This window comes from Streptomyces sp. NPDC093598 (assembly GCF_044764825.1).
Taxonomy (GTDB): domain Bacteria; phylum Actinomycetota; class Actinomycetes; order Streptomycetales; family Streptomycetaceae; genus Streptomyces.
The window spans coordinates 75,858-99,084 of the sequence record NZ_JBIWIV010000016.1; the positions used below are offsets into that span (position 1 = coordinate 75,858).

General features: G+C 72.9%; 23 protein-coding genes. 17 read left to right on the forward strand and 6 right to left on the reverse strand.

The window, feature by feature from the left end:
- Positions 1 to 5: 5 nt before the first annotated feature.
- Entirely contained in the window at positions 6 to 905 is a 900-nt protein-coding gene (locus ACIRDU_RS32220; protein WP_403586350.1) for a DUF2510 domain-containing protein, read from the forward strand.
- A gap of 3 nt (positions 906 to 908) precedes the next feature.
- Here ACIRDU_RS32220 and ACIRDU_RS32225 read toward each other — a convergent pair whose 3' ends face one another.
- Positions 909 to 2,111, reverse strand: coding sequence for an amino acid deaminase/aldolase (locus ACIRDU_RS32225; protein WP_403586113.1), 1,203 nt, complete (start codon positions 2,109 to 2,111; stop codon positions 909 to 911).
- 267 nt (positions 2,112 to 2,378) lie between these two features.
- On the opposite strand from ACIRDU_RS32225, the gene ACIRDU_RS32230 reads away from it, so the two are divergent.
- Genes ACIRDU_RS32230 through ACIRDU_RS32240 form a run of 3 tightly spaced genes read left to right on the forward strand, consistent with a single transcriptional unit; the run spans position 2,379 to position 6,052 of the window.
- A complete protein-coding gene (locus ACIRDU_RS32230) occupies positions 2,379 to 4,076 on the forward strand; it encodes a hypothetical protein (RefSeq protein ID WP_403586115.1) in 1,698 nt (565 codons plus the stop codon).
- Positions 4,073 to 5,281, forward strand: coding sequence for a type VII secretion-associated serine protease mycosin (mycP, locus tag ACIRDU_RS32235; protein ID WP_403586118.1), 1,209 nt, complete (start codon positions 4,073 to 4,075; stop codon positions 5,279 to 5,281). Before ACIRDU_RS32230 ends, mycP begins: the two co-directional genes overlap by 4 nt.
- A 42-nt stretch (positions 5,282 to 5,323) precedes the next feature.
- On the forward strand, positions 5,324 to 6,052 hold the full coding sequence (locus ACIRDU_RS32240) for an SseB family protein (RefSeq protein ID WP_403586120.1): 729 nt from the start codon (positions 5,324 to 5,326) through the stop codon (positions 6,050 to 6,052).
- 8 nt (positions 6,053 to 6,060) lie between these two features.
- On the opposite strand, the gene ACIRDU_RS32245 is transcribed toward ACIRDU_RS32240, so the two are convergent.
- Positions 6,061 to 6,417, reverse strand: a complete 357-nt coding sequence (locus ACIRDU_RS32245) for a DUF1844 domain-containing protein (protein WP_031142026.1) — start codon at positions 6,415 to 6,417, stop codon at positions 6,061 to 6,063.
- Between the two features lie 396 nt (positions 6,418 to 6,813).
- Between ACIRDU_RS32245 and infC the strand changes: the two genes are divergently transcribed.
- The 10 genes from infC (at position 6,814) to ACIRDU_RS32295 (ending at position 17,557) form a co-directional block, all read left to right on the forward strand.
- Positions 6,814 to 7,452: a translation initiation factor IF-3 gene (infC, locus tag ACIRDU_RS32250; RefSeq protein WP_403586353.1), complete on the forward strand. Its 639-nt coding sequence runs from the start codon at positions 6,814 to 6,816 to the stop codon at positions 7,450 to 7,452.
- A 107-nt stretch (positions 7,453 to 7,559) separates the two neighbouring features.
- Positions 7,560 to 7,754 carry a 50S ribosomal protein L35 gene (gene rpmI / locus ACIRDU_RS32255; protein ID WP_003977225.1) on the forward strand — a complete coding sequence of 65 codons (195 nt, stop codon included), beginning with the start codon at positions 7,560 to 7,562 and terminating at the stop codon, positions 7,752 to 7,754.
- Positions 7,755 to 7,852: 98 nt separating this feature from the next.
- Positions 7,853 to 8,236: a 50S ribosomal protein L20 gene (gene rplT / locus ACIRDU_RS32260; protein ID WP_003989074.1), complete on the forward strand. Its 384-nt coding sequence runs from the start codon at positions 7,853 to 7,855 to the stop codon at positions 8,234 to 8,236.
- A gap of 87 nt (positions 8,237 to 8,323) precedes the next feature.
- Complete coding sequence (locus tag ACIRDU_RS32265; RefSeq protein ID WP_403586124.1) at positions 8,324 to 9,184, forward strand: TrmH family RNA methyltransferase; 861 nt, start codon at positions 8,324 to 8,326, stop codon at positions 9,182 to 9,184.
- Positions 9,185 to 9,237: 53 nt separating this feature from the next.
- Positions 9,238 to 10,380, forward strand: coding sequence for an ATP-binding protein (locus ACIRDU_RS32270; protein WP_403586127.1), 1,143 nt, complete (start codon positions 9,238 to 9,240; stop codon positions 10,378 to 10,380).
- A gap of 128 nt (positions 10,381 to 10,508) precedes the next feature.
- Complete coding sequence (pheS, locus tag ACIRDU_RS32275) at positions 10,509 to 11,636, forward strand: phenylalanine--tRNA ligase subunit alpha (RefSeq protein ID WP_403586130.1); 1,128 nt, start codon at positions 10,509 to 10,511, stop codon at positions 11,634 to 11,636.
- Entirely contained in the window at positions 11,636 to 14,149 is a 2,514-nt protein-coding gene (pheT, locus tag ACIRDU_RS32280; RefSeq protein ID WP_403586132.1) for a phenylalanine--tRNA ligase subunit beta, read from the forward strand. Before pheS ends, pheT begins: the two co-directional genes overlap by 1 nt.
- A 131-nt stretch (positions 14,150 to 14,280) precedes the next feature.
- A complete protein-coding gene (locus ACIRDU_RS32285) occupies positions 14,281 to 15,297 on the forward strand; it encodes a PP2C family protein-serine/threonine phosphatase (RefSeq protein WP_403586134.1) in 1,017 nt (338 codons plus the stop codon).
- Between the two features lie 267 nt (positions 15,298 to 15,564).
- Positions 15,565 to 16,905 (forward strand): transcriptional regulator, encoded by a 1,341-nt coding sequence (locus tag ACIRDU_RS32290; protein WP_403586137.1) that lies wholly within the window; start codon positions 15,565 to 15,567, stop codon positions 16,903 to 16,905.
- A gap of 106 nt (positions 16,906 to 17,011) precedes the next feature.
- The gene (locus ACIRDU_RS32295; RefSeq protein ID WP_403586140.1) at positions 17,012 to 17,557 is read left to right on the forward strand and encodes an NUDIX hydrolase; all 546 of its coding nucleotides are present in this window, start codon (positions 17,012 to 17,014) and stop codon (positions 17,555 to 17,557) included.
- 1 nt (position 17,558) lies between these two features.
- On the opposite strand, the gene ACIRDU_RS32300 is transcribed toward ACIRDU_RS32295, so the two are convergent.
- Entirely contained in the window at positions 17,559 to 17,816 is a 258-nt protein-coding gene (locus ACIRDU_RS32300; protein WP_403586143.1) for a hypothetical protein, read from the reverse strand.
- Between the two features lie 219 nt (positions 17,817 to 18,035).
- On the opposite strand from ACIRDU_RS32300, the gene ACIRDU_RS32305 reads away from it, so the two are divergent.
- Positions 18,036 to 18,266 (forward strand): hypothetical protein, encoded by a 231-nt coding sequence (locus ACIRDU_RS32305; RefSeq protein WP_403586146.1) that lies wholly within the window; start codon positions 18,036 to 18,038, stop codon positions 18,264 to 18,266.
- A 22-nt stretch (positions 18,267 to 18,288) separates the two neighbouring features.
- On the opposite strand, the gene ACIRDU_RS32310 is transcribed toward ACIRDU_RS32305, so the two are convergent.
- Complete coding sequence (locus tag ACIRDU_RS32310; RefSeq protein ID WP_403586148.1) at positions 18,289 to 19,164, reverse strand: 3-hydroxybutyryl-CoA dehydrogenase; 876 nt, start codon at positions 19,162 to 19,164, stop codon at positions 18,289 to 18,291.
- A 173-nt stretch (positions 19,165 to 19,337) separates the two neighbouring features.
- Between ACIRDU_RS32310 and ACIRDU_RS32315 the strand changes: the two genes are divergently transcribed.
- Positions 19,338 to 20,573, forward strand: a complete 1,236-nt coding sequence (locus tag ACIRDU_RS32315; RefSeq protein WP_403586150.1) for a glycoside hydrolase family 10 protein — start codon at positions 19,338 to 19,340, stop codon at positions 20,571 to 20,573.
- Position 20,574: 1 nt separating this feature from the next.
- Here ACIRDU_RS32315 and ACIRDU_RS32320 read toward each other — a convergent pair whose 3' ends face one another.
- Entirely contained in the window at positions 20,575 to 20,775 is a 201-nt protein-coding gene (locus tag ACIRDU_RS32320) for a DUF1918 domain-containing protein (RefSeq protein ID WP_010045242.1), read from the reverse strand.
- A gap of 92 nt (positions 20,776 to 20,867) precedes the next feature.
- Positions 20,868 to 21,788, reverse strand: coding sequence for a DMT family transporter (locus ACIRDU_RS32325; protein WP_403586154.1), 921 nt, complete (start codon positions 21,786 to 21,788; stop codon positions 20,868 to 20,870).
- On the opposite strand from ACIRDU_RS32325, the gene ACIRDU_RS32330 reads away from it, so the two are divergent.
- On the forward strand, positions 21,787 to 23,223 hold the full coding sequence (locus ACIRDU_RS32330) for a PLP-dependent aminotransferase family protein (RefSeq protein ID WP_403586157.1): 1,437 nt from the start codon (positions 21,787 to 21,789) through the stop codon (positions 23,221 to 23,223). The two genes, ACIRDU_RS32325 and ACIRDU_RS32330, sit on opposite strands and share 2 nt — an antisense overlap.
- Positions 23,224 to 23,227: the final 4 nt, after the last annotated feature.

Here is a 23,227-nt window from a genome sequence, read left to right on the forward strand (position 1 = left end):
TGAGCATGACGCCGCCGCCCGGCTGGTATCCCGACCCGCACGCCCCGCACCTGCAGCGCTGGTGGGACGGCACGGCCTGGACCGAGCACCGCCGTGCGCCCGGGACCCCCGCCGCCCCGCCGCCCGGCGGCGGCACCGGCCGGACGAAGGTGGTCGCCCTGGCCGCCGTCGGCGCCGTCCTGGCAGCGGCGATCGTCACCGGAGCCGTCGCCCTCGGCGGGGGCGACGGCGACGGCACGGAAACGAGGACGGTCCCCTCGTCCGCGCCCCCGGCCCGGACCGGCTCACCGGAACCGACCCCCGAGGCGTCCACCTCCGAGCCGTCCGCCGACGACCCCGCGGTCGTCGAGGACCAGCTCAACGGCGTCACGTTCGCGCTGCTCGACGGCTGGGTCCGCCCGCAGTACGTCGCCCAGGACGACGTCGTCATGACGACCGACGGCACCTACGACTGCCCCGGCGGTGTGGGCCTGTGCCGTCACGGCATGGTCTTCTCCCGCACGGTGACCGAGAACGACGAGAAGTCCCCCCGGGCCCTCGCCGAGGCGGACATCTCCGAGGCCGCCGACGAGGCCTACGACCGCGACAAGCTCGGCCGCGAGCTCCACGGCGGCCTGGAGTCGCACCAGGTCGTGAAATCCGGGCCGGTCGCGGTGGCGGGCCGCGCCGGGTACCTCGTGCGCTGGCGCGTCAAGACCGCCAAGGGCCCCGGCGGCTACGTCCAGTCCCTCGTCTTCCCCTCCAGCGTCGGCACGGAGTCACCGGTCCTCGTCCGGTACGTCTTCGATGCCGGCGAGGACGGACCGCCGCTCGCCGACATGGACCGCATCACCGAGGGCATCCGCCCGGTCGGCGACGCGGACACCGGCGGCGGCGTCGGCAGCAGCATCGGCCCGACGGACTGACGCCTACAGGAAGGTGTGGCCCTCGCCGCGATAGGTGGGCGCGGTCGCCGTCACCGCGTCGCCCTCGATCAGGTGCAGCCGGTCGAACCGCTCGCACAGCTCACCGGCCTTCGCGTGCCGGAACCACACCTTGTCGCCGATCAGCAGATCGTCGGCGGGCGAACCGAGCAGCGGCGTCTGCACCTCACCGGCACCCTCCTGCGGGTCGTAGCGCAACCCCTCGGGCAGATACGGCACCGGCAAGCGGTCGGCCCCGGCCGCACCCGAGGCGGGATATCCACCACCCAGGACCGTCACCACTCCCACCCCCGGCCGCCGTACGACCGGCTGGGCGAAGAGGGCCGACGGACGGCCTTTAAACGACGTGTAGTTGTCGAACAGGCGCGGCACGTACAGCCCCGACCCGGCGGCGATCTCCGTGACCGCGTCCTCGGCCGCCGTGTGCTGCACCGAACCCGTGCCGCCGCCGTTGACGAACTCCAGACCCGGCACGACGGCCCGCACCGCGCGCACCACCTCCGCACGCCGCTCGGCGAGTTCACGCCTGGCGGCGGCCTGCATCAGCCGGATGGCACGGGAGCGCAGCGGCCGCCCCGCCAGCGCGTCCCCGACACCGGCGACATGACCCTCGTAGGCCATGATCCCCACGACCTGGAAGCCAGGACGCCGGGCCACCGCCCGGGCCACGTCGGCGACCTGGGCGGGGGAGTGCAGCGGCGAACGCCGGGCCCCGACCCGCACCCGCCCGCCGAGCAGCTTCAGGGACGTGTCCAACTCCAGGCACACGCGGACCACTTCACGCCCGCCGCCCCGGGAGGCGTCGATCAGATCCAGCTGGGCGACGTCGTCGACCATGACGGTCACGGCTGCGGCGAGCTTGGGATCACCGGCGAGTTCGGCGTACGCGGCACGGTCGGCGGACGGGTAGGCGAGCAGCACGTCGTCGAAGCCCGAGCGGGCCAGCCACAGCGACTCGGCGAGGGTGAACGACATGATCCCGGCGAAGCCGTCCCGGGCCAGGACGCGTTCCAGCAGCGCCCGGCAGCGCACGGACTTGCTGGCGACCCGGACGGGCTTGCCCCCGGCGCGGCGGACCAGGTCGGCGGCGTTGGCGTCGAAGGCCTCCAGGTCCACGATCGCGAGTGGGGCGTCGAGATGGGCGGTGGCCCGGTCGTAACGGGCCCGGTCGGCGGCGCGCGCAGTCATGAACGCAGCCTGCCAGACTGGATTACCGCAGGGTAGGGGGACGTTCCGGGCAGATGCCCCGGCCTCGTGGACTGGTTCCCGTTCGCCCAGGAACAAGCCGTAGAGTGACGCGCACGTACGGCGGACGACGCCGGCCGGGGATCCGCGCCGGGATGACGCTCCGTCCGTACGGGTATGTGTGCCCGGGACGATTCCGTACCGGGCCTCGGGCAGGCGACACCGGCCCGCGCGAGACGAGCGGCCCGGGCATGAGGAAACGGGGGGTGCATGAGCACGGAAGCGCAGCGCGCCTCCTTCCCCCCACGCCCCACCGCCCCGCCACGCCCGCCGCACCCCCCGGCCGCGCCTGAAGACCCGGCGCGGGACGAGCGGAACACCCCCGGCAAGGCCTCCGACCCGGCGCCGGGCCCGGAAGCCACCACGCCCGGGACGGATGGCGTGAAGCCCACCGGCAGGTCGGCCGGCCGCCCCCGGTTTCCGGGCCTCGGTGCCACCCCACCGCAGCGCGTCGAGCCCGCCTCACCGCCCCCGCCCCGCGCCTCCACCCGCTTCCCGGACAAGCCGCCCAGCGTCGGCCGCGAGACGCGACCCGACTCCGCAGCACCTGCCGCCCCTCCGCGGCCGCGTCACCTCCCCACGCCGGGCTCCTCCGGCCCGGCGGGGCGTCCGGACACTGTGGACGGGACCTCGCCCGAGACCTCCGGCCGGCCGTTCCGGCTCTCCGGGCCCGGCCGTCCGGACGCTTCGGCCGGGACGCCGTCGGAGACCACCGGCCGGCCGTTCCGCCTCCCCGCGCCCCGCCGCACCGGCACCCCCGGCGAAACCTCGTCCGAGACGACCGCGCGCCTGCGCCCGGTTCCCGCCGACCCGGCCGCGGACGAGCCCGCCGGCCCCTTCGCCCGGCCTGCCACGCAGGGTGCGACGGCAGCCCGCCCCGGCTCCGTACGCCCCGGCACCCCGCCGCGCCCCGCGCCCGAGCCACCGGCCACCACCGGCACGGATGCGGACACCGACACCGGTTCCGGCACCGGGCGTGGCATACGCCTGCCTTCGGCTCCCACCCGACCGCCGGTCCTCTCCGCCCCGGCACCCCGCACCCCCGCCCCGGTCTCACCCGACCCCGCCCTCTCCTGGAGCGCCACGCGCCCCCTGGTCTCGTTCGGCGAGCCCGAGGGCTACGACGGTGACGCACGACCCCGGCCGCTCGGCGGGCGCGGGGCGTCGCAGGCCGCCGCGGCCGCCGCCTGCCTCGTGCTCGGGCTGGGCCTCATCTCGGGCGCGGTCACCGGCAGCTGGCTCGTCGGGGGCTCCGGGGAAGACGGCGCGCCCAGTACCTTCGCCGCGGCCGGAAGCCTCTGGCACAGCGTCCCGGTCGACCAGCTGTTCCCGCCCATGGTGCAGGGCCAGGGCGCCGGCCCCGGCGGAGCCGACCGCACCTGGACCCGTATCGCCGTCGCCCCGGACAGCGGCTGCAAGGACGCCTTCGACCCGCTGCTGCGCAAGGCCCTCGCCCCCGTCGGCTGCGAACGCCTCCTGCGCGCCACCTACACCGACGCCACCGAGAGCTACGTGACCACCGTCGGCCTGCTCTTCACCACAGCCGACGCCTCCGGCATGACCGCCCTCGCGAACCGTTTCCGCAACGAACGCCTGGACCGCCGCAGCGACCTGATGCCCCTGCCCTACGCCGCCAAGGGCACGCCCGCCGCCGATTTCGGCGCCGGGCAGCGCGCCTCCTGGACCGTCTCCGTGCTCACCGAGGCCCCGGTCGTGGTCTACGCCGTCTCCGGATGGGCCGACGGCCGCAGCGTCGACGACCCGCAGCCCGCCGAGGACGCCATGGAGGCCGGCGCCACCACCGCCGCCGCCCAGGCCGGCCTCGGCAACGAGGCGCAGGGCCTCGCGGACCGCGTCGAACGCGACTTCCGCAGAAACGTCCGCTCGGCCTCGGAGCAGCCGTCATGAAAGCCGTGCCCACCAAGGCCGGAAAGCCCCCGCGCAGGCCGTCCCGGAAGGCCGCCGCCCTCGGCGTCCTGCTCACCGCCGGCCTCGTCCTCCTCCCCGCCGCCACCGCGCACGCCGACGGCATCCGCGCCCAGCAGTGGGCTCTGGAGGCCATGCACACCGAGCAGGCCTGGCAGACCACGAAGGGCGCGGGCGTCACCGTCGCCGTCCTGGACACCGGTGTCGAGGCCGACCACCCCGACCTGGCCGGCAACGTCCTGCCCGGCAAGGACCTGATCCGCTTCGGCGCCGAGCCCGGCGACCGCGCCTGGGCCCGGCACGGCACCGCCATGGCCGGCATCATCGCCGGCCACGGACACGGCCCGGGCAACGCCGACGGCGTCCTCGGCATCGCCCCCGAGGCGAAGATCCTCCCCGTCCGCGTGATCCTCGAGGACGGCGACCCCTCCCGGGCCAAGGCCCGCAGCACCCGCGGCAACGCCCTCGCCGAGGGCATCCGCTGGGCCGCCGACCACGGCGCCGACGTCATCAACCTCTCCCTCGGCGACGACTCCGCCTCCGCCCACCCCGAACCCACCGAGGACCAGGCCGTCCAGTACGCCCTGAAGAAGGGCGTGGTCGTCGTCGCCTCCGCGGGCAACGGCGGCGAGAAGGGCGACCACATCTCCTACCCGGCGGCCTACCCGGGCGTCATCGCCGCCACGGCCGTCGACCGCGCCGGCACCCGCGCCTCTTTCTCCACCCGCCGCTGGTACGCCACGGTCAGCGCCCCCGGCGTCGACGTCGTGATCGCCGACCCCGACCACAAGTACTACGAGGGCTGGGGCACCAGCGCCGCCGCCGCCTTCGTCTCCGGCGCCGCCGCCCTGGTCAAGGCCGCCCACCCGGACCTGGCCCCGGCCCAGATCAAGACCCTCCTGGAGGACACCGCCCGCAACGCCCCCGCCGGGGGCCGCGACGACTCCCGCGGCTTCGGCTTCGTCGACCCGGCCGCCGCCCTCGAGGCCGCCGGCCGGCTCGAGCCCGAGGGTCTCCAGTCGGCGTCCTACGGCGCGAAGTACTTCGGCAGCGGACCGGACACCGACTCCTCCGGCGACGACACCGCCGACTGGGCGGCCCCCCTCGCGGGCGGCACCGGCGGCGTCCTGCTGGTCGCGGCGGTCGTCCTGTGGCGCGGCCGCCGTACGGACCGCGAGGACTTCTGAGCCGCTGCCGATGGCGCGACAACCGGCCGATAGGGTCGACGAGTGGCGAACAAGAACATCCCGGACTCCGGCTTCTCCGACGACGACGGCTCCGCCGACCCCCGGCTGAGCGCGGCACTCGCCGCCTGGTCCGCGGACCGCGGCGCGCTGGGCCCGGTCCTCGACGCCCTCAAGGGCGCCCGTCTGCTCGTCCCCGTGGTGGCCGTGCTCGGCGAGGCCGAGGAGGACGAGCGGGGACTGCGCCGCGAGAAGACCAGCGACATGGCCGTACCGACCCTGAAGGCCGGGAACCGCACCGCCCTGCCCGCCTTCACCTCCACGGAGTCCCTCGCCCGCTGGGACCCGGCCGCCCGTCCCGTCGCCGTACCGCTGCACCAGGCCCTCCAGGCCGCCGCGCACGAGAAGGCGGACACGATCGTGCTCGACATGGCGGGGCCGGTGCCCTTCGAACTGACCGGCCCCGCCCTGCTCGCCCTCGCCGAGGGCCGCGCGACCACCGACCCGCTCGCCGACCCGGCCGTCGTCGAGGCGGTACGGGACGCTGTGGCCGCCGAGCCCGCCGTCCTGCGCGCCCATCTCGGCCCCGGCCAGGCCGACGGCACCCTCGCCCTCGTCCTGGACCCCTCCGCGGCCCCCGCCGAAGCAGCCCGGTCCGTGGCCCGGCGGATCGCCGCCGACGAAACGCTGAGGGCCCGCCTGGTGCGCGGCCTCGACCTGGCACTGCTGCCGGCCGAGGCGACGCCACCGGGCGAGCCCTTGTTCGTGCGCTGAGGTCCGCTCTAGCCGTAGACCGGGCCCGTGTACTTCTCGCCGGGGCCCTGGCCCGGCTCGTCCGGGACGAGCGAGGCCTCGCGGAACGCCAGCTGGAGCGACTTCAGACCGTCGCGCAGGGGCGCCGCGTGGAAGGAGCTGATCTCGGTCGCGGTCGCGTCCAGCAGACCGGCCAGGGCGTGCACCAGCTTGCGGGCCTCGTCCAGGTCCTTGTGCTCCTCGCCCTCCTCGGTCAGACCGAGCTTCACTGCGGCGGCGCTCATCAGGTTGACGGCGACCGTCACGATCACCTCGACCGCCGGGACCTCGGCGATGTCTCGGGCCATGGCGTCGAAGTCGGGGGACTCAGGAGGGGTCTCACTCATGCCCCACACGATAGGCGCAGGAAGTGGGCGGTCCCCACGTGACCCCGGCTCGTCCCGATTGGCCGCTGTCAGCCATTGCTGATAGCCTCGTGTAACGACCGGTCGGACACGTATGCCTCACAGCCCGCGAGCCCGGCCCACAAGTGGAGGCTTTCGAACTCCCACCCGATCACCCTCAGGGCGGCGGGTCACCGGTCAGGCGGTCCCGTCCCAGCGGCGGCGATCCGTCCGAAAGCGCGCCCCGCGGCTTCCCCGCGGCGGTGCTCCGGTAGTTCGAGGAGCCCCGCCTGGGATCGTCCGGGGCATTTTTGTTGCACCGGCGCGGTTAGGTCTATCGACAAAAGACGTTACGCGGCCGTCCGCCAGACCGTCGCGTGGTGCTACCGAGGAGGATCCATCAGCGCCGAGCCCCGCATCAACGACCGGATTCGCGTTCCAGAGGTGCGACTTGTCGGTCCCAGTGGCGAGCAGGTGGGCATCGTCCCCCTGGCCAAGGCACTGGAGCTTGCGCAGGAGTACGACCTGGACCTGGTCGAGGTGGCGGCTACCGCCCGTCCGCCTGTGTGCAAGCTCATGGACTACGGGAAGTTCAAGTACGAGTCGGCCATGAAGGCCCGTGAGGCGCGCAAGAACCAGGCGCACACGGTCATCAAGGAGATGAAGCTCCGGCCGAAGATCGACCCGCACGACTATGACACCAAGAAGGGTCACGTCGTTCGGTTCCTCAAGCAGGGCGACAAGGTCAAGATCACGATCATGTTCCGTGGTCGCGAGCAGTCCCGGCCCGAGCTGGGCTACCGGCTGCTGCAGCGTCTCGCGGAGGACGTCCAGGACCTCGGGTTCGTCGAGTCGAACCCGAAGCAGGACGGCCGAAACATGATCATGGTTCTCGGTCCGCACAAGAAGAAGACCGAGGCGATGGCCGAGGCTCGCCAGGCGCAGGAAGCCCGCAAGGCGGATGCGAAGGCCAACCCCGGCAAGTCGCAGAACGTCGCGGAGACCGAGGCGCCGGCTGAGGAGCCCGCCGAGGCGTGACTCCCGGGACGCCAGTCCCAGGAAGCAACCGAAACAAGACGACGCTCCACCGTGCCCGGTTTCGCGACCGGGCACCGGAGCGCCACCGACGAGGAGAGAACGGCGCTATGCCGAAGAACAAGTCGCACAGCGGTGCCAGCAAGCGCTTCAAGATCACCGGCTCCGGCAAGGTGCTCCGTGAGCGTGCCGGCAAGCGCCACCTGCTCGAGCACAAGTCGTCCCGCGTGACGCGTCGCCTCACGGGCAACGCCGAGATGGCCCCGGGCGACGCCGCGAAGATCAAGAAGCTTCTCGGCAAGTGACGTCCCGGCGCGTGAGCGCCGTACGGACGCCGGACCGGGACCCAATCGATTTCGGGTCGTGTGAGCACCCCCACGACCCCGCTACAAGGAGTTAACAAGTGGCACGCGTCAAGCGGGCAGTCAACGCCCACAAGAAGCGCCGGGCGATCCTCGAGCAGGCCTCCGGCTACCGCGGTCAGCGCTCGCGCCTGTACCGCAAGGCCAAGGAGCAGGTCACCCACTCGCTGGTCTACAACTACAACGACCGCAAGAAGCGCAAGGGCGACTTCCGTCAGCTGTGGATCCAGCGCATCAACGCCGCTGCCCGCGCCAACGGCATGACCTACAACCGCTTCATCCAGGGTCTGAAGGCCGCGAACGTCGAGGTCGACCGCAAGATCCTGGCCGAGCTGGCCGTCAACGACGCCGGTGCGTTCGCCGCCCTCGTCGAGGTCGCCCAGAAGGCGCTGCCGAGCGACGTGAACGCGCCGAAGGCTGCGTGACGCCGGCTCCGAGCCGATGTGACTGAAGGACCCGCAGGCCGGACGGTCTGCGGGTCCTGCTGTGCAGCTACCGAGAAAGCGAACAGGATGCCCCCCGCCACCCCCGAGCTCATCTCCCCCCGCTCCCCCCGCGTCCTGGCCGCGCGGCGGCTGGCCAAGCGGAACTTCCGGGGCAAGGAGCGGCTGTTCCTCGCGGAGGGACCGCAGGCCGTGCGGGAGGCGGCCGGGCACCGGGCAGGGGACGCGGCCACGCTCGTGGAACTGTTCACGACGCTGGAGGCCGCCGAGCGCCACGCCGACATCGTCGGGGCGGCCCGGGACGCCGGAGCCCGGGTGCACCTCGCCGCCGAGCAGGTCATCGCCGACATCTCCACCACCGTCACCCCGCAGGGGCTCGTCGGTGTCTGCCGGTTCCTGGACACGCCCTTCGAGGAGGTCCTCGCGGCCCGGCCCCGGCTCGTCGCCCTCCTCGCCAACGTCCGCGACCCCGGCAACGCCGGGACCGTGCTGCGCTGCGCCGACGCGGCCGGCGCCGAGGCCGTCGTCCTGACCGACGCCTCCGTCGACGTGTACAACCCCAAGGCCGTCCGCGCCTCCGTCGGCTCCCTGTTCCACCTGCCGGTCGCCGTCGGCGTCCCCGTGGAGCAGGCCGTCGACGCGCTGCGGCACGCCGGTGTCCGGGTCCTCGCCGCCGACGGCGCGGGCGACCGCGACCTCGACGACGAGCTCGACAAGGGCACCATGGGCGGGCCCACCGCCTGGGTCTTCGGCAACGAGGCCTGGGGGCTGCCGGAGGAGACCCGTGCCCTCACGGACGCCGTCGTCCGCGTTCCGATCCACGGGAAGGCGGAGAGCCTGAACCTCGCCACCGCCGCCGCCGTATGTCTCTATGCGTCGGCGCGTGCACAGCGCGCCCCCGGAGGGTGCCGGTCCGTCACCGGGAACTAGTAGGGTGACCAGCTCAGGACCCCTCTGCGGAGCCTTGGAGGTGGGGTACGGGGATGAGTGTCGGCACGAGCAGCGCACCGGGAGCCCAGGACGCCGGGAGCCCGCCCGCCGCGTCCCGGCCACCCGGTGACGGCACCGACCTCGGCATCGACCCCGACCAGCTGCCCGACGGGCTCGTCGTCGCCGACGAGCAGGGCCGCGTCATCTGCTTCAACGCGGCCGCCGAGCGCATCACCGCCGTCCGTGCCGGGGACGCCCTCGGGCAGCGACTGGAGAAGGCCCTGCCGTTAGAGGATCTGGAGGGCCGGCGCTGGTGGCAGCTGACCGACCCGTACGGCGGCCTCGCCATCCGTGTCGCACAGCCCGAGCGCAACCTGCTCCTGCCCGGCGGCCGCGAGGTGCTGGTCTGCGCGCGCTACGTCCGCACCCGGCCCACCGGACCCGTCCGGCGCCTGGTCGTCACCCTGCGCGACACCGAGGCCCGCCGCCGCACCGAGCGCAGCCACGCCGAGCTGATCGCCACCGTCGCCCACGAACTGCGCTCCCCGCTCACCTCCGTCAAGGGCTTCACCGCCACGCTGCTCGCCAAGTGGGAACGCTTCACCGACGACCAGAAGCGGCTGATGCTGGAGACCGTCGACGCCGACGCCGACCGGGTCACCCGGCTCATCGCCGAACTGCTCGACATCTCCCGCATCGACTCCGGCCGGCTGGAGGTGCGGCGCCAGCCCGTCGACATCGGCGCCGCCGTAGGACGGCACATCCAGGCCTACGTCGCCGCCGGGCAGCCCGCCGACCGGTTCCTGCTGCGCGTCCAGCAGCCGCTGCCGGACCTGTGGGCCGACCCCGACAAGATCGACCAGGTGCTCAGCAACCTGCTGGAAAATGCCGTGCGGCACGGCGAGGGAACTGTCACGATCGACGTCACGGCCACGGCGTCCCCCCGCGAGGGCGAGGAGACCGGTACGTCGGTCACGGTGAGCGACGAGGGGCCCGGCATCCCGGAGGAGTCCATGAACCGCGTCTTCACCCGCTTCTGGCGGGGCAGCAAGCGCGGCGGGACCGGCCTCGGGCTCTACATCGTCAAGGGCATCGTCGAGGCCCACGGCGGCATCATCACGGTCGGCCGCGCCCCCGGCGCCGGCGCCGAGTTCCGATTTACGTTGCCCGTGAGCGCTCCGGCCTATCTCGCCTGAGCCCCGCGGGCGCATTCGTACACCTCCACCCCGTTAGACTCGGCCATTGGCACCTTTGTGTCCCACCAGACGGCCGTCCGAGTCGGTGACGGGGACCTTCAGCCAGCCAATCGGAAGCACGGGAAGAGATGTCGGCACCGAATAAGTCGTACGACCCTGTCGAGGTCGAGACGTTGAAACCGGAAGAGATCGAGCGCATGCGGGACGAGGCGCTCGCCGCCTTCGCCGCCGCGGACTCCCTCGACGCGCTCCACGAGGCCAAGGTCGCCCAGACCGGCCCCACCTCGCCGCTGGCCCTCGCCAACCGCGAGATCGGCGCCCTGCCCCCGCACGCCAAGGCCGAGGCCGGCAAGCGCGTCGGCCAGGCCCGCGGCGCCGTGAACAAGGCCCTCGCCGCCCGGCAGGCGGAGCTCGAGGCCGAGCGGGACGCGCGCGTGCTCGTCGAGGAGGCGGTGGACGTCACGCTGCCCTACGACCGCGTACCGTCCGGCGCCCGGCACCCGCTCACGACCATGATGGAGCGGGTCGCGGACGTCTTCGTGGCCATGGGCTACGAGGTCGCCGAAGGACCGGAGGCCGAGGCGGAGTGGTTCAACTTCGACGCCCTCAACTTCCTGCCCGACCACCCGGCCCGGCAGATGCAGGACACCTTCTTCGTGCAGGGCCCCGAGGGCACCGAGGAGTCCGGGTCCGGCGTCGTCCTGCGCACGCACACCTCGCCGGTGCAGGCCCGCGCGCTGCTCGACCGTGAGCTGCCGGTCTACATCGTCTGCCCCGGCCGGGTGTTCCGCACCGACGAGCTGGACGCCACGCACACGCCCGTCTTCCACCAGATCGAGCTGCTCGCGGTGGACGAGGGCCTGACGATGGCCGACCTCAAGGGCACCCTGGACCACATGGTCCAGGCGCTGTTCGGCGAGGACATGAAGACCCGGCTGCGGCCGAACTTCTTCCCCTTCACCGAGCCGAGCGCCGAGATGGACATGCTCTGCTACGTCTGCAAGGGCGAGTCCATCGGCAACCCCGACCGCCCCTGCCGCACCTGCTCGTCCGAGGGCTGGATCGAGCTCGGCGGCTGCGGCATGGTCAACCCGCGGGTGCTCACCGCCTGCGGCGTCGACCCCGAGAAGTACAGCGGGTTCGCCTTCGGGTTCGGCATCGAGCGGATGCTGATGTTCCGCCACAACGTCGAAGACATGCGAGACATGGTCGAGGGTGACGTCCGGTTCACCCGGCCGTTCGGGATGGAGATCTGATGCGGGTCCCGCTTTCTTGGCTGCGGGAGTACGTCGACCTGCCGGAGACGGAGACCGGTCGGGACGTGCAGGCCAAGCTCATTTCGGCCGGTCTGGAGGTCGAGACCGTCGAGCAGCTCGGCGCCGACCTCAAGGGTCCGCTGGTCGTCGGCCAGGTGGCGACGATCGAGGAGCTGACGGAGTTCAAGAAGCCGATCCGCTTCTGCACCGTCGACGTCGGCCAGGCCAACGGCACCGGGGAGCCCCAGGAGATCGTCTGCGGCGCCCGCAACTTCGCCGTGGGCGACAAGGTCGTCGTCGCCCTGCCCGGCGCCGTCCTGCCCGGTGACTTCCAGATCGCCGAGCGCAAGACGTACGGCAAGATGTCCCGCGGCATGATCTGCTCCAGCGACGAGCTGAACATGGGCGACGACGGCACCAAGGGCATCATCGTCCTGCCGCCGGAGACCGAGATCGGCAAGGACGCCGTCGAGCTGCTGGAGCTGGTCGACGAGGTCCTCGACATCGCCGTCACGCCCGACCGCGGCTACTGCCTTTCCCTCCGCGGTGTCGCCCGCGAGACCGCCATCGCCTACGGCCTCCCGCTGCGCGACCCGGCCCTGATCGACGTGCCCGGCCCGAACGCGTACGGCTACCCGGTGCGAATCTCCGACCCCACCGGCTGCGACCGCTTCACCGCCCGCACGGTGACCGGGCTGAGCGCCGAGGCCCGCTCGCCGATCTGGCTGCAGCGCCGGCTGCAGAAGGTCGGCATGCGCCCGATCTCGCTCGCCGTCGACGTCACCAACTACGTGATGATGGAGCTCGGCCAGCCGCTGCACGCCTACGACCGCGGTCTGGTCCAAGGCACGATCGGGGTGCGCCGCGCCGAGGCGGGCGAGAAGCTCACCACCCTCGACGGTGTCGAGCGCACGCTGGACGCCGAGGACCTGGTGATCACCGACGACCGCGGCCCGATCGGGCTCGCCGGTGTCATGGGCGGCGCCAACACGGAGATCGCCGACCACGACAACACGGAGAACGCCACGGCGGACGTCGTCATCGAGGCCGCGCACTTCGACGCGGTGTCGATCGCGCGTACGGCCCGTCGGCACAAGCTGTCCTCCGAGGCCTCCCGGCGCTTCGAGCGCGGCGTCGACCCGCTGGCAGCGGCGGCCGCCGCCCAGCGCACCGTCGACCTGCTGGTCCTGCTCGCGGGCGGCACCGCCGAGGCCGGCGTCACCGAGGTCCTCGCGCCCTCCGCGCCGCGCACCATCACCATCCCGGCCGACCACCCGGACAAGGTCGCGGGTGTCGCGTACGGCCGGGAGACCGTCGTGCGCCGCCTCCAGGAGGTCGGCTGCGACGTGTACGGGCAGGACGAGCTGATCGTCACCGTGCCGTCCTGGCGGCCCGACCTCACCGACCCGAACGACCTGGCCGAAGAGGTCATCCGGCTGGAGGGTTACGAGAACCTGCCCTCCACGCTGCCCAAGCCCCCGGCGGGCCTCGGCCTGACCGGCCGGCAGCGGCTGCACCGCCGCGTGGGCCGCGCCCTGGCGGGTGCCGGGTACGTCGAGGCGCTGAACTACCCGTTCATCGGCGAGCAGGTCTTCGACCAGCTCGGCCTCGAGGCGGACGACCCGGCCCGCCGCGTCGTGAAGCTCAGCAACCCGCTGAGCGACGAGGAGCCCGCGCTGCGCACATCGCTGCTGCCGGGTCTGCTCGCCGCCCTGCGCCGCAACGACGGCCGGGGCTCGCACGACCTCGCGCTGTTCGAGACCGGTCTGGTCTTCCGGCCGCGCGAGGAGCAGCGGATCGCGGCCGTGCTGCCCGTCGACCGCCGCCCGACCGACGAGGAGCTCGCCGAGCTGGACGCGGCGCTGCCCGAGCAGCCGCGGCACGTGGCCGTGGTTCTCGCCGGTGCGCGCGAGCAGGCCGGCTGGTGGGGCAAGGGACGTCCGGCCGACTGGGCCGACGCGGTCGAGGCCGCGCGGGCCGTCGCGCGGGAGGCCGGAGCCGAACTCGTCATCCGCAAGGGGCAGTACGGGCCGTGGCACCCCGGACGGTGCGCCGAGCTGGCGCTCACCGTGGACGGTGCCGAGCGGGTCGTGGGGCACGCGGGCGAGTTGCATCCGCGGGTCGTGAAGGCCCTCGGGCTGCCCGCCCGCACCTGCGCGATGGAGATCGACCTGAACGCGGTGGAAGCCGCCGGTGATGCCACGGTGGCGGCGCCGCGGATCTCCACGTTCCCCGTCGCCACGCAGGATGTCGCCCTGGTCGTCGACGCGTTCGTGCCGGCCGTGGACGTGGAGGCGGCGCTACGGGACGGGGCCGGGGAGCTGCTGGAGTCCATCCGGCTGTTCGATGTGTACGAGAACGTCGAGCAGTTGGGGGAGGGACGGAAGTCGCTCGCGTACGCGCTGCGGTTCCGGGCCTCCGACCGGACGCTGACCGTGGACGAGGCTTCCGCGGCCCGGGACGCGGCGGTCGCCCTCGCGGGCGAGCGCGTGGGCGCCGAGCTGCGGAGCTGAGCGGGCCTCACTCGTACGAGTGGTAAACGGCGGTGATCCCTGCCCTTGGGGATGGACTGTCGACAGAATCGGACCGGCCTTCTCGGGCCGGTCCGATTCTGTGTGTCAGGGCCTATTGGGGGGCCATCGGCATGATCCGCATCAGGGGTCGGGTGCGCAGCCTCGGTCTGCCCACGGTGTGGGGCGCGGCGGCCGTCACGTACAAGCTGGCCTGTCCGCTCGCCCAGGACACCGGCCTTCACGCCCGGATCGTCACCAGCGCCGTGTTCTTCGCGGTCGGGACCGGGCTGATTCTGCACGTGCGGCAGACGCTGATGCGCGAACTGCGTCAACTGCGCCGGGTCGCGGGTGCCGCGCAGAGCGCGCTGCTGCGGCCGTTGCCCGCCCAGATCGACGGGCTGGACGTGGCGGCGGCCCAGGTGTCGGCGGAGCGTGGCGCCGCGGTCGGGGGCGACCTGTACGAGGTGGTCGCCACCGAGTACGGCGTACGGGCCGTGATGGGTGACGTACGCGGGCACGGGATCGGCGCGTTCGGGACCGTCGCCGCCGTGCTCGGCGGTTTCCGCGAGGCCGCGCACGACGAGAAGGACCTCGGCGGGGTGCTGCGCAGGCTGGAGCGGACCTTGGACCGGCATCTGCGCCAGGAGCGTTCCGTGAGCGCCGCCGAGGAGTTCGTGACCCTGCTGCTCGTGGAGATCCGGCCCGACGGGGAGATCCTCGCCCTGAACTGCGGGCACCCGTGGCCGTACCGGATGAGCGGCGGCCAGGTGGCACAACCGGCCCCGGGCGATCCGCACCCGCCCCTGGGCCTGTTCCCTCTGCCGACCGAGCTGCCCCCCGTGAGTCTGGGGTACCTGGAGCACGGTGACGCGCTCTTCCTCCACACCGACGGCGCCCAGGACGCGCGGGACGCCCGTGGCCGGTTCTTCCCCCTGTCGGCCGTGCTGGCGAGCGTCGTACGCGACGAGTCGCTGGTGCCGCAGGCGGTCCTCCGCGGCGTCCAGCGTGCGCTTGCCGACCACACCGGCGGGGCCCCGGCCGACGACATCGCCCTGTTGGTCATGAGGAACGCTCGCCGCATGCCCTCGGGGGCGCGGGGAACCGCGCGGACAACCCCAGCGCACCCGCAGTCGACGACGGCACCCTAGACACCGCGGCGCAGGACGCTCGCCGGCGGAGCCGTCCGCCCCGCCACGGAGTGTCGGGCAGGCAGCCGGGCGGACGGCGGTAGCGGGCCGCCGCACTGTACGAGGGGGAGCCGGCGGCCCGGCCGGCCTCTTTCGAGGCAATTCAGTCAACCGGCCGGCGACTCTGAGCGACAGTGCGCACACAGCGCGGATTCGAGCACTCCGTTCACACCCCGTGTGAAGACGGAACCACTAATCTGGCCGCACCGAGTCATCCGGGGGGCCCCTATGCAGCCCAACACTCTGCTCGACGCGATCCTGGACGAGGCGGGGATCTCGCACGCGGGGCTGGCCGCACACGTCAATCAGGCGGGACGGGCACGTGGTCTGTCCCTGAGGTACGAACACACCGCCGTCGCCCGGTGGTTGAAGGGGCAGCGCCCGAGGGGCCAGGTGCCCGACCTCATCTGCGAGGTGCTCGCGGGCCGGTTGCAGCGGCAGGTCACCCTCGACGACATCGGCCTCGGCGTGCCCGGCGAGCCGTCCGCCCCGCACACCGGCTCGTTGTCCGGGTTCGTCGAACGGGCCACCGCCCTGTGGCGCTCCGACCAGCAGCAGCGCCCGCACATCCTGGGCGCGCCCGCCCTCACCGGCACGCCCGCGGTGATGCCGGTGTGGGAGTGGGAGAACCCGCCCGAGGACGTGGACGTCTCCCGCGGCGGCAGACACCGCGTCACCCCGGGCGACCTGGAGATGCTGCGGGCCGCCCGTACGCACTACGAGCAGATGTACCGCAAGGCCGGGGGCATCGCGACACGGGCACGTATCGTCGGCTTCCTCAACGCCGAGGCCGCCCCGCTGCTGCGCGGCAGCTACACCGACGAGACCGGCCGGCAACTGCACCGCGCGACGGGCGGGTTGGTGGCGGTCGCCGGCATCTGTGCCTACGACTCCGACGCGCACGGACTGGCCCAGCGGTACTTCCACCAGGCGCTGCGGCTCGCGAAGGCCAGCGGGGACCGGGGGCTCGGGGCGTATGTGATCGCCCTGCTGGTCAACCAGTCGCTGTTCATGCGGGAGTACCGGCAGTCCGTCGCCTTCGCGGAGGCCGCGCTGCGGGCCGCGGGCAAGCACATCACCCCGGCGCTCGCCTCCGACCTGTACGCGATGCAGGCCAAGGCGTACGCGCATCTCGGCGACGGCGGCAGCGCCCTGTCCTGCATCCGGCGGGCCGAGCAGGCGGCCGAGCGGATCCGGCGCGGCTATGAGCCCGACGAGACCGGTTATGTCCAGCCGGGCCTGGTCAACGTGCAGGTGGCGGAGGCGCTGCTGAGCCTCGGGGAGATCGCGGCCGCCGGGGAGCATGCCGCGGCCGCCGTCGGCAACCCGGCGCACGACCGCGGCCGGGTGCACCGGCTGGCCATGCTCAGCACCATCGAGCTGCGGCAGGGCAACGCCGACAAGGCCGTCGCCATCGCCGTGCAGATGGCCGAGCAGGCCCGGGGCATGGAGTCCCAGCGGCTGCGCGACCGGCTGCGCGCGGTGCGGGAGCACCTGGTGCGCAGCGGCTGCGCCGGCACGGCCGAAGCCGCCGAACTCATCGACGGAGCACTGCGCGTACCGTTGTAGATCCGGGCGGTGGTGCCCGTGTCGCTCCGAGGCGCGTCCTGTGCGCCTGCTCTCCGTACGTCCCTGCTGCGATATTGCCACTTACTCGACGGAAGGTGGCAGAACCGTGCAGTGGACGAAACACAACGAACAAGCTGTGTACTCAAACCGCTGGTTCAGCGTCAATCTCGCGGATGTCGAACTGCCGGACGGCCGGCACCTGGACCACTTCCTCATACGGCTGCGGCCCGTCGCGGTGGCCACGGTCGTGAACGAGGCCAACGAGGTGCTCCTGCTCTGGCGGCACCGTTTCATCACCGACAGCTGGGGGTGGGAACTCGCGGCCGGGGTGGTCGAGGACGGCGAGGACATCGCCCGCGCGGCCGCCAGGGAACTGGAGGAGGAGACCGGCTGGCGGCCGGGGCCCCTGCACCACCTCATGAGCGTGGAGCCGTCCAACGGGCTCACCGACGCCCGGCACCACGTGTACTGGGCCGACGAGGGCGAGTACGTCGGGCACCCCGTGGACGACTTCGAGTCGGACCGCCGGGAATGGGTGCCTCTCAAACTCGTCCCCGACATGGTCGCCCGCGGCGAGGTCCCGGCCGCCAACATGGCGGCCGCGTTACTTCTGCTGCACCATCTCAGGTTCGGTCAGGACACGTTGCCGTGAGCTAATGTCCCAGCGCCTGCCAGATCGCCACGACGAGGGCACCCACGGCGGTGAGGGCGGCGACCGCGGGCAACGGCCAGCGCGCGTGTTCGAGTGTGTGGATCCGGGTGTTGAGCTCGTCGAGTTCCTTGGCGGTCTCCTCGGTGCGGTGACTGAGCAGAGCCAGGCCGCCCTCGACGCGGGCGTAGGCCACATCGAGGCGGCGTCGTAACTCTGCGAGTTCTCCATGGACGACGGGATGCTCGGGATCGGCGCTCACGAGTCCGCTCCTTTCCGTAGTCGTTTCACATCCCTTGCATGCGCATGAGGAGTCAACTCGCCTGGTGGGCGCCTGGGGAGAGTGTGCGAGGGGCATATGCGAGCCCGGCGCGCACACGGTGTGTGAATGCCGCGAGCCCGGCACCAAGTCTGGTGCCGAGCCCGCAGTTTGGCCGAAATCTGACCGTCCGTAATCGGCCTCGGGGGTACCCGGGACATCATGACGAAGTGGCAGAGGAACGCGGCGTACGCACTGGCGCTCTACGCACTGCTGGTCGTGGTGTTCCGGTACTCCTCCGGCGGCGAAGGATGGGGCACGGCGCTGCTGCTCGCCCTCGTGGCCACGCCCCTCGCCCTCTGGATGGGCTGGCTGCGCCGCCGCATCAGCGAGCAGGCGCAGGAATGGGGACGCCGCCGGGTCCGGCCGTGGCCGGAGGAGCGGCGGCGTTGAGGTGGCTGCGTCAGCCGGACGGTCAGGCGTAGGTGTAGAAGCCCGAGCCCGTCTTGCGGCCCAGCCGGCCCGCGTCGACCATGCGCTGAAGGAGCGGGGGAGCGGCGTACAGGGGCTCCTTGTACTCCTCGTACATGGACTGCGCGACCGAGGCGACCGTGTCCAGGCCGATCAGGTCGGACAGCTTCAGGGGGCCCATCGGGTGGGCGCAGCCCATCTCCATGCCGTTGTCGATGTCCTCGCGGCTGGCGATGCCCGTCTCGAACATCCGGATCGCGGAGAGCAGGTACGGGATCAGCAGTGCGTTGACCACGAAGCCGGAGCGGTCCTGTGCGCGGATCGCGTGCTTGCCGAGCAGCTTCTCGGTGAAGATCTGGGCGCGGCTGATCGTGCCCTCGGACGTGGTGAGCGCCGGGATCAGCTCGACGAGCTTCTGCACGGGGGCCGGGTTGAAGAAGTGGATGCCGATGACCTGGTCGGGCCGCGAGGTCGCCACCGCCAGCTTCACCAGCGGGATCGAGGAGGTGTTGGACGCCAGGATCGCGTCGGGCCGGGTGACGACCTGGTCGAGCACCTGGAAGATCTCGGTCTTGACCTGCTCGTTCTCGACGACGGCCTCGATCACCAGGTCACGGTCGGCGAACTCGCCGAGGTCCGTGGTGAAGCTCAGGCGGGCCAGAGTGGCCTCCTGCTCCTCCTCGGTGATCTTGCCGCGCTCGGCTGCCTTGGCCAGGGAGGTGAACAGCCGGGTGCGGCCGATCTCCAGGGCTTCGCCGGTGGTCTCGGCGACCATGACGTCCAGGCCGGCCCGGGCGCACACTTCGGCGATCCCCGCGCCCATCTGACCGCAGCCCACGACTCCGACGCGTGCAATGTCTCCCGCTGGGATGTCCGTCACATCGTCCCTTTCGCTGCTGATCCACGACCGGGCAGGCCGTCCGGGTTCCGGCGCCTGCTCCGTTCGTGCACGTTACCGCCAAGTATCGATGATCGATCGCGGGGGGCGGGTCCGCTTCGGGCATGCTGGGCCCGAAGCGATCCGCGACCGGGCGGATCCGCGGCTTTTGGGGCATGCGGATGGGACGAGTCTCACGCAGGGCGTTCGCGGTGGCGGCGCTGTCGGCTTTCACGATGATGCCTCAGGCGTCGGCCGCGACCGGACGCGGAGGCGGGGCGCAGGAGCCGGAGATGCGCGGCGTCTGGCTCGCCTCCGTCGCCAACCGCGACTGGCCGTCGAAGCCCGGCCTCACCGCGTCGCAGCAGCGTGCCGAGCTCCGGGCCCACCTCGACACGGCGGTCCGCAACCGGCTCAACACCGTGTTCTTCCAGATCCGGCCCACGGCGGACGCGATGTGGCCCTCGCCGTACGAGCCGTGGTCGCAGTACCTCACCGGCACCCAGGGCAAGGACCCCGGCTGGGACCCGCTGGGCACGGCCGTGAAGGAGGCCCACGCCCGGGGCCTGCACCTGCACGCCTGGTTCAACCCGTACCGGATCGCCGTCCACGCCGACCCGGCCCGGCTCGCCGCCTCCCACCCCGCCCGCCGTAACCCCGACTGGGTGGTGACGTATGGCGGGAAGCTCTACTACAACCCGGGTCTGCCCGAGGTCCGTGCCTTCGTCGAGGACGCGATGATCGACGCGGTGGCGAAGTACCCCGTGGACGGCGTCCACTTCGACGACTACTTCTACCCGTATCCCGTGGCGGGGCAGATTTTCGACGACGACGCCGCCTACGACGAGCACGGCGGCGGCTTCCCGGACCGGGCCGCCTGGCGGCGCGACAACATCGACCGGCTGGTGCGGGAGACGGCGGACCGCGTCAAGGAGGTCCGGCCGGGCGCCCGTTTCGGCATCAGCCCCTTCGGCGTGTGGCGCAACGCCGCGACCGACCCGCTCGGCTCGGACACGCGGGCGGGCGTGGAGACGTACGACGATCTGTACGCGGACACGCGCAGATGGGTGCGCGAGGGCTGGATCGACTACATCGTCCCGCAGCTGTACTGGAACATCGGTTTCGCCGCCGCCGACTACGCCAAGCTGGTGCCCTGGTGGGCGGAGGTCGCGCGCGGCAGCTCGACGCAGCTCTACGTGGGGGAGGCGCTGTACAAGGCCGGCGCCCCCGCGCAGCCCGCCGCGTGGCAGGAGCCAGGCGAGCTGTCCCGGCACCTGACACTGGCCGGGCGGCACCCGCAGGTGCGCGGACACGTGTACTTCGCCGCCAAGGACGTGGCGGCCGACCGGATCGGGGCGATGGCGCGGGTGGTCGCCGACCACTACGGGCAGCCGGCGTCGCCCCCGCGCTGAATCACGGCCCGGTGGTGGTCTCCCTGTGCCGGATCTCCGTGTCGGGCCCCGGGGAGCACACACCCTCGTGCCCGTCCTCGAACCGGACGCGGTACGGGGGGTTGCCCTCCTGGCCGAGCACTTCGACGATCTCGCCGACCTTGTCGTGCTGACCGACCACCCTGCCGTGCTGGACAAGCTGGTCGCCCACGGTTGCGCGCATCTGGGGCCTCCTCACGGGGTGCGGAGCAGCGGTACGTGGCCTCGAGTCTACGGCGGGGGGCGCCTGCCGGCTGTGGCTGTGCGCCGTCCCGCTCAGCCACGTGATCGCTGTGTGACGGCGATGCAGACCAGCACCGCCGCGGCCGTCAGCGGGGCGGCGACCGTGAGGTGTTCGCCCAGCAGCAGCACCGACCACACCAGTGTGAGCAGCGGCTGGGCGAGCTGCAACTGGCTGGCCTTCGGGATGCCGATGGCCGCCATGCCGCGGTACCAGACGACCAGCCCGGCGAACTGCGAGCCCGCCGCGACCCACAGCAGTCCGGTGACGCTGTGCGCCGTCAGGTGCACGGGTTCGTGCGCCAGGGCGAGCGCGGCGACGGGCACGGCCAGCGGCAGGCACAGCACCAGCGCCCAGCCGATCACCTGCCAGCCCGGCATGACCCGGGCCAGCCGGCCGCCTTCGGTGTAGCCGGCCGCGCAGACCAGCAGCGCGGCGAAGAGGTACAGGTCGGCGGTGGTCAGGGCGCCGCCGCTCTGCTGCACGGTGAACGCCAGCACCGCCGCCGCGCCCGCGAGGGCGGCGATCCAGAAGGTGCGCGAGGGCCGGGTGCCGACGCGCAGGGCCGAGAGGAGCGCCGTGGTGAGGGGGAGCAGGCCGACCACGACGGCGGCGTGCGCGGTGGTGGAGGTCTCCAGCGCGAGCGTGGTGAGCAGCGGGAAGCCGAGAACCACACCGGCCCCGACGACCGCGAGGCCCGGCCAGTGGCGGCGGGCCGGCAGCGGCACGCGCAGCACCAGGAGCGCGGTGCCCGCGATCAGCGCGGCCAGCACGCTCCGCACGGAGACCAGCGACCAGGGCCCGAAGCCTTCCAGCCCCCAGGCGGTGGCGGGGAACGTGAGGGAGAAGGCGACGACGCCGAGCGCGGCCTGGAGGGTTCCGAAGCCGGGACGCTCCGGGGCCGGACTGTCGACTGCTATCGGCGGCGGCGCAGTAGCGCTACTCTGAGTTCTCATGCAAGAGCGTAGCAGCGTAGGTGAACTGGCGGAACAGCTGAGGCGGGAGGTCGACCGCTACTCACCTGGTGGAAAGCTGCCGTCGAGCCGGGCGCTCGTCGAGCGGTTCCGGGTGAGCCCGGTGACGGTGTCGCGGGCCTTGGCCCAGCTCGCCGCCGAGGGGCTGGTGGTCACCCGGCCCGGGGCGGGCGCGTTCCGCGCACAGGCCCGGACGGCACCGGCCGCCGCCGGGGACACCTCCTGGCAGGAGGTCGCGCTCAGCGCCGACGGTGCCGCCGACCTTGTGCCGCGCTCGGTGGACGCCTCCGGGGTGCTGGTGTCACTGGCCGCGCCGCCGCCCGGCGTGATCGAGTTCAACGGCGGCTATCTGCATCCGTCGTTGCAGCCGGAGCGGGCGATGGCCGCCGCCCTGTCGCGGGCCGGTCGCCGTCCCGGGGCCTGGGGGCGCCCGCCCATGGAGGGGCTGCCGGAGCTGCGCGAGTGGTTCGCGCGCAGTATCGGCGGCTCGGTCACGGCCGCCGAGGTGCTGGTCACCGCGGGCGGTCAGTCCGCGCTCACCACCGCCCTGCGCGCCCTCGCCCCGCCCGGCGCCCCCGTCCTGGTCGAGTCGCCGACCTACCCCGGCATGCTCGCGATCGCCCGGGCGGCGGGCCTGCGCCCGGTCCCCGTCCCGGTGGACGCCGACGGCGTGCGGCCGGAGCTGCTGGCGGACGCCTTCCGCGCCACCGGCGCCCCGGCCTTCGTCTGCCAGCCGCTCTTCCAGAACCCCACCGGTGCCGTGCTGGCGCCCGAGCGGCGCGCCGAGGTGCTGCGCATCGCCCGGGAGGCGGGCGCGTTCGTCGTCGAGGACGACTTCGTACGGCGGCTCGTGCACCAGGACGCGGGGCCGTTGCCGCGCCCGCTGGCCGCCGACGATCCCGACGGCGTCGTCGTCCACGTCTCCTCGCTGACCAAGGCGACCTCCCCGAGCTTCCGGGTGAGTGCCCTGGCCGCCCGCGGACCGGTCGTGGAGCGGCTGCGGGCCATCCAGGTCGTCGACACGTTCTTCGTGCCGCGTCCCCTCCAGGAGGCCGCGCTCGAACTCGTCGGCTCTCCCGCCTGGCCGCGTCATCTGCGGGCGGTCTCCGCGGCGTTGAAGGCCCGCCGGGACGCGATGACCACCGCGCTCGCCCTGCACCTGCCGGAGTTCGCCCTGCCCCACGTCCCGTCCGGCGGCTACCACCTGTGGCCCCGGCTGCCCGACGGCACGGACGAGGCGGCCCTGACCTCCGCGGCCCTGCGGGCCGGTGTCGCCCTCGCGCCCGGCCGGCCGTACTTCAGCGCCGAACCAGCGGCCGCGCACGTCCGGCTCAGCTTCGCCGCGGTCGCCGGGACCGGGGAGATCGCCGAGGGCGTACGGCGGCTGCGCACGGCCTGTGACGAGGTGCTGGGATAACCGC

Bases quoted from the DNA above. Each gene is read 5' to 3' on its own strand.
- ACIRDU_RS32220 (WP_403586350.1), top strand. From the start codon at position 6: ATGACGCCGCCGCCCGGCTGGTATCCCGACCCGCACGCCCCGCACCTG.
- ACIRDU_RS32225 (WP_403586113.1), bottom strand. From the start codon at position 2,111: ATGACTGCGCGCGCCGCCGACCGGGCCCGTTACGACCGGGCCACCGCC.
- ACIRDU_RS32230 (WP_403586115.1), top strand. From the start codon at position 2,379: ATGAGCACGGAAGCGCAGCGCGCCTCCTTCCCCCCACGCCCCACCGCC.
- mycP (WP_403586118.1), top strand. From the start codon at position 4,073: ATGAAAGCCGTGCCCACCAAGGCCGGAAAGCCCCCGCGCAGGCCGTCC.
- ACIRDU_RS32245 (WP_031142026.1), bottom strand. From the start codon at position 6,417: ATGAGTGAGACCCCTCCTGAGTCCCCCGACTTCGACGCCATGGCCCGA.
- rpmI (WP_003977225.1), top strand. From the start codon at position 7,560: ATGCCGAAGAACAAGTCGCACAGCGGTGCCAGCAAGCGCTTCAAGATC.
- ACIRDU_RS32265 (WP_403586124.1), top strand. From the start codon at position 8,324: ATGCCCCCCGCCACCCCCGAGCTCATCTCCCCCCGCTCCCCCCGCGTC.
- ACIRDU_RS32270 (WP_403586127.1), top strand. From the start codon at position 9,238: ATGAGTGTCGGCACGAGCAGCGCACCGGGAGCCCAGGACGCCGGGAGC.
- pheS (WP_403586130.1), top strand. From the start codon at position 10,509: ATGTCGGCACCGAATAAGTCGTACGACCCTGTCGAGGTCGAGACGTTG.
- pheT (WP_403586132.1), top strand. From the start codon at position 11,636: ATGCGGGTCCCGCTTTCTTGGCTGCGGGAGTACGTCGACCTGCCGGAG.
- ACIRDU_RS32285 (WP_403586134.1), top strand. From the start codon at position 14,281: ATGATCCGCATCAGGGGTCGGGTGCGCAGCCTCGGTCTGCCCACGGTG.
- ACIRDU_RS32290 (WP_403586137.1), top strand. From the start codon at position 15,565: ATGCAGCCCAACACTCTGCTCGACGCGATCCTGGACGAGGCGGGGATC.
- ACIRDU_RS32305 (WP_403586146.1), top strand. From the start codon at position 18,036: ATGACGAAGTGGCAGAGGAACGCGGCGTACGCACTGGCGCTCTACGCA.
- ACIRDU_RS32315 (WP_403586150.1), top strand. From the start codon at position 19,338: ATGCGGATGGGACGAGTCTCACGCAGGGCGTTCGCGGTGGCGGCGCTG.
- ACIRDU_RS32320 (WP_010045242.1), bottom strand. From the start codon at position 20,775: ATGCGCGCAACCGTGGGCGACCAGCTTGTCCAGCACGGCAGGGTGGTC.
- ACIRDU_RS32330 (WP_403586157.1), top strand. From the start codon at position 21,787: ATGCAAGAGCGTAGCAGCGTAGGTGAACTGGCGGAACAGCTGAGGCGG.
- ACIRDU_RS32325 (WP_403586154.1), bottom strand. From the start codon at position 21,788: ATGAGAACTCAGAGTAGCGCTACTGCGCCGCCGCCGATAGCAGTCGAC.